Origin of the sequence: Pseudomonas inefficax, assembly GCF_900277125.1 — a bacterium.
Lineage (GTDB): Bacteria > Pseudomonadota > Gammaproteobacteria > Pseudomonadales > Pseudomonadaceae > Aquipseudomonas > Aquipseudomonas inefficax.
Map to the genome: position 1 here is coordinate 1 of NZ_OPYN01000067.1, position 3,375 is coordinate 3,375.

Below are 3,375 nucleotides of genomic sequence, written 5' to 3' on the forward strand. Positions count from 1 at the left end.
GAGGGCCGATACATTAGTGGCTGGGTTCAATTTCTAGGTGTGAATGATGGAAGAGCAGGGCACAGGTATCCGGGTCGAGGCGCTGTCGGCTGAATTCGAGGCGCAAGCCGCTGCGTGGGCCGAGCGCCTTGAGTTGCCGCTGCAGGACGATGCTGCCGGGTTTGCCGTGCAGGTGGGCGTTGATGGTTTGCAGATTCAGCAATTGGGCCCGCAGGCGCCGGGGCCGGTGCGGGTGGACTTCGTCGAAGGCCAGGCCGCGCATCGGCGCCTGTTCGGTGGTGGCAACGGGCAGATGATCGCCAAGGCGGTGGGCATTGCCCAGGGCGTGCGTCCGCAGGTGCTGGATGCCACTGCCGGGCTGGGCAAGGACGCATTCGTACTGGCCAGCCTGGGCTGCCAGGTGACCCTGGTCGAACGCCAGCCGCTGATTGCCGCGCTGCTTGAGGATGGCCTGGCGCGGGCGCGGTCGGATGAGGAGGTGGGGCCGATCGTGGGGCGCATGCGCCTGCTGACCGGCAATGCCATCGAGCGCATGCGCACTTGGGAAGGGGAGGCGCCGCAGGTGATCTACCTCGACCCGATGTTCCCGCACCGGGACAAAAGCGCGCTAGTGAAGAAGGAAATGCGCGTTTTCCGGCCATTGGTCGGTGATGACCTGGATGCCCCGGCCCTGCTCGAAGCCGCCCTGGCGCTGGCCAGCCACCGGGTGGTGGTGAAGCGGCCGCGCAAGGCGCCTATCATCGATGGGCCGAAGCCAAGCCACAGCCTTGAGGGTAAGTCGAGCCGGTATGACATTTACCCGAAGAAGGCGCTGAAGGCCTGATTTGGCTATGCCTGTTCGGGCCTCTTCGCGGGTAAACCCGCTCCCACAGGTGCTGTACAAACTTCAAGATCACATCGACCCTGTGGGAGCGGGTTTACCCGCGAAGAGGCCCGCACAGGCAGCCTGATATCAGGGCTGGAATGCCCGCAAGAACACCCCCACCACCTCGCGCACATGTGCCTCGGCCTCATCCCCCTCCAGCGGCCCCGCGCACCCCAGCAGCAACCGGTAATCCGGTGCGCCCTTGACCAGGCAGAAGAAGTGCTCCGCCGCACGCAGCGGGTTGTCGACACGCAGCAACCCACGCTCATGCGCCCCGCGCAGCAGCGCTTCCATGCCGGCCAGCACGCGCTTGGGCCCGGCTTCGTAGAAGTACTCGCCAAAGCTCGGGTCGAGGCTGCCCTGGGCCATGATCAGGCGGCTCAGTTTGACCGCTTCATCGCTGCTGATCAGCGCCTGGAAGCCACGGGCAATGGTCAGCAGCACCTCTTCCACCGGCGCCCCCTCGGGGTACTCGAACAGCAGGTCAGGCAACTGGATCTGACAGGTGGCCATCACCGCCGAGCCGAACAGTGTCTGCTTGTCGGTGAAGTGGCTGTATACGGTGAGCTTTGAAACACCTGCCGCCGCGGCGACCGCATCCATGCTGGTGTTGGCGTAGCCAAGGCTGAGGAACAGGGCCTTGGCCGCTTCGAGAATCGCCTCGCGCTTGGCCAGATCCTTGGGCCGGCCCGGGCCGATGGGTGCGTCGTTAGACATTGGAATCCGCATCTTTTCAAAAGGACGACCATCTTACCGGCTCGAACAGCTTCCGGCTGCAGATCGCGTCCTGCATTGATATTGATTTTCTTCCGGGCCTGGCTTCCCGGCTCCGGTTCGCTGATTTAATATACTAGCCAGTATAAATATTCAGTCGTGCCCTTCGCGAAAGGATTCATCATGTTGCGCCATGCCTTGTCCATCGCCCTGCCCACCGTCGCTGCTCTGCTCCTGACGGCGTGCGGCCAGGAAGCCGCCCCACCTGCCGCGCCGCGCCCGGCGCTGGTGGTGCAGCCGCAGCCGGCCGAAGCCGCTGCCGACAGTTACCCCGGTGAAGTGCGTGCGCGCTTCGAGCCGGAGCTGGCTTTCCGCATTGGCGGCAAGGTCAGCAAACGCCTGGTCGAGGAAGGGCAGCGGGTCAAGGCCGACCAGCCGCTCGCCGAACTGGACCCGCAGGATGTGCGCTTGCAGCTGGAAGCCAACCGTGCCCAGCTGGCAGCCGCCGAGGCCAACCTGTCGCTGGTGCGCGCCGAGCGCGATCGCTACCAGAAGCTGCTAGACCGGCAGATGGTCAGCCATTCCCAGTTCGATAACGCCGAAAACCTCTACCGCGCCGGCCTCGCCCGCCTGAAGCAGGCCAAGGCCGAGTTCGACGTGGCCGGCAATCAGGCTGAATACGCCGTGTTGCGTGCACCTCAGGCAGGTGTCATTGCCAAGCGCCAGGTGGAAGTGGGCCAGGTGGTCGCCGCAGGGCAGACTGTGTTCACCCTGGCCGCCGATGGCGAGCGGGAAGTGGCCATCGGCCTGCCGGAGCAGCAGTTCGCCCGCTTCGCCGTGGGCCAGCCGGTGAGCGTGGAGCTGTGGTCGCACCCGCAAGAGCGCTTCCAGGGGCGCATCCGCGAGCTGTCACCGGCCGCCGACCCGCGGTCGCGCACCTTCGCTGCCCGCATCGCCTTTACCTCGGCCGCCACACCGGCGGAGCTGGGCCAGAGTGCCCGGGTATTCATCGCCCACGAAGGGCTGATCCCGCTGGCGGTGCCGCTGTCGGCAGTCACTGCGGAAAACGGGCAGGCCTACGTCTGGCGGGTCACCAAGGACAGCCGCCTGGAGCGGGCAGTGGTACGCCTGGGGGCTTATGGTGCCGACAGCGTACCCGTGCTCGAAGGCCTCGCCCCCGGCGACNGGGNAGTCGCCGCGGGTGGCCATGTATTGCGCGAGGGCCATGAGATACGCCCCGTGGACCGTACCAATCGCGTAGTGAACCTGACGTCCAAGGAGTACGTCGCGATGGGTTTCAACCTTTCTGCCTGGGCGCTGCGCAACCGCCAGATCGTCCTGTTCCTGATGATCCTGCTGGCGGCCATTGGCGCCATGTCCTACACCAAGCTCGGCCAGAGCGAGGACCCGCCGTTCACCTTCAAGGCCATGGTCATTCGTACTCTGTGGCCTGGTGCCACTGCCGAGGAAGTGTCGCGGCAGGTTACCGAGCGCATCGAGAAGAAGCTGATGGAAACCGGCGAGTACGAGCGGATCGTCTCGTTTTCCCGACCAGGCGAATCGCAGGTCACCTTCATGGCCCGCGACTCGCTGCATTCCAAGGACATTCCCGAGCTGTGGTACCAGATCCGCAAGAAGGTCGCGGACATCCGCCACACCTTGCCGCCGGAAATCCAGGGCCCGTTTTTCAATGACGAGTTCGGCACCACCTTCGGCAACATCTATGCCCTGACCGGTGATGGCTTCGACTACGCGGTGCTCAAGGACTATGCCGACCGTATCCAGATCCAGTTGCA

The 3,375-nt window shown here is 64.9% G+C and carries 3 protein-coding genes and 1 pseudogene; 3 read left to right on the forward strand and 1 reads right to left on the reverse strand.

Annotated elements, in window-relative coordinates; genetic code table 11:
• Positions 1-46 precede the first annotated feature (46 nt).
• Entirely contained in the window at positions 47-823 is a 777-nt protein-coding gene (locus JV551A3_RS07345) for a class I SAM-dependent methyltransferase (protein ID WP_133978469.1), read from the forward strand.
• Positions 824-952: 129 nt separating this feature from the next.
• Here JV551A3_RS07345 and JV551A3_RS07350 read toward each other — a convergent pair whose 3' ends face one another.
• Positions 953-1,594, reverse strand: a complete 642-nt coding sequence (locus tag JV551A3_RS07350; RefSeq protein ID WP_133978471.1) for a TetR/AcrR family transcriptional regulator — start codon at positions 1,592-1,594, stop codon at positions 953-955.
• 168 nt (positions 1,595-1,762) lie between these two features.
• Here JV551A3_RS07350 and JV551A3_RS07355 point away from each other — a divergent pair.
• Both JV551A3_RS07355 and JV551A3_RS31525 read left to right on the forward strand, forming a co-directional pair.
• Positions 1,763-2,860 (forward strand): annotated as a pseudogene (locus JV551A3_RS07355) (efflux RND transporter periplasmic adaptor subunit); the annotation flags it as partial.
• Positions 2,861-2,869: 9 nt separating this feature from the next.
• On the forward strand, positions 2,870-3,375 hold a 506-nt coding region (locus JV551A3_RS31525), incomplete at its 3' end, for an efflux RND transporter permease subunit (protein WP_133978473.1).

Excerpts from the sequence above, each read along its gene's own strand:
- JV551A3_RS07345 (WP_133978469.1), top strand. The coding sequence starts at position 47 with ATGGAAGAGCAGGGCACAGGTATCCGGGTCGAGGCGCTGTCGGCTGAA.
- JV551A3_RS07350 (WP_133978471.1), bottom strand. The coding sequence starts at position 1,594 with ATGCGGATTCCAATGTCTAACGACGCACCCATCGGCCCGGGCCGGCCC.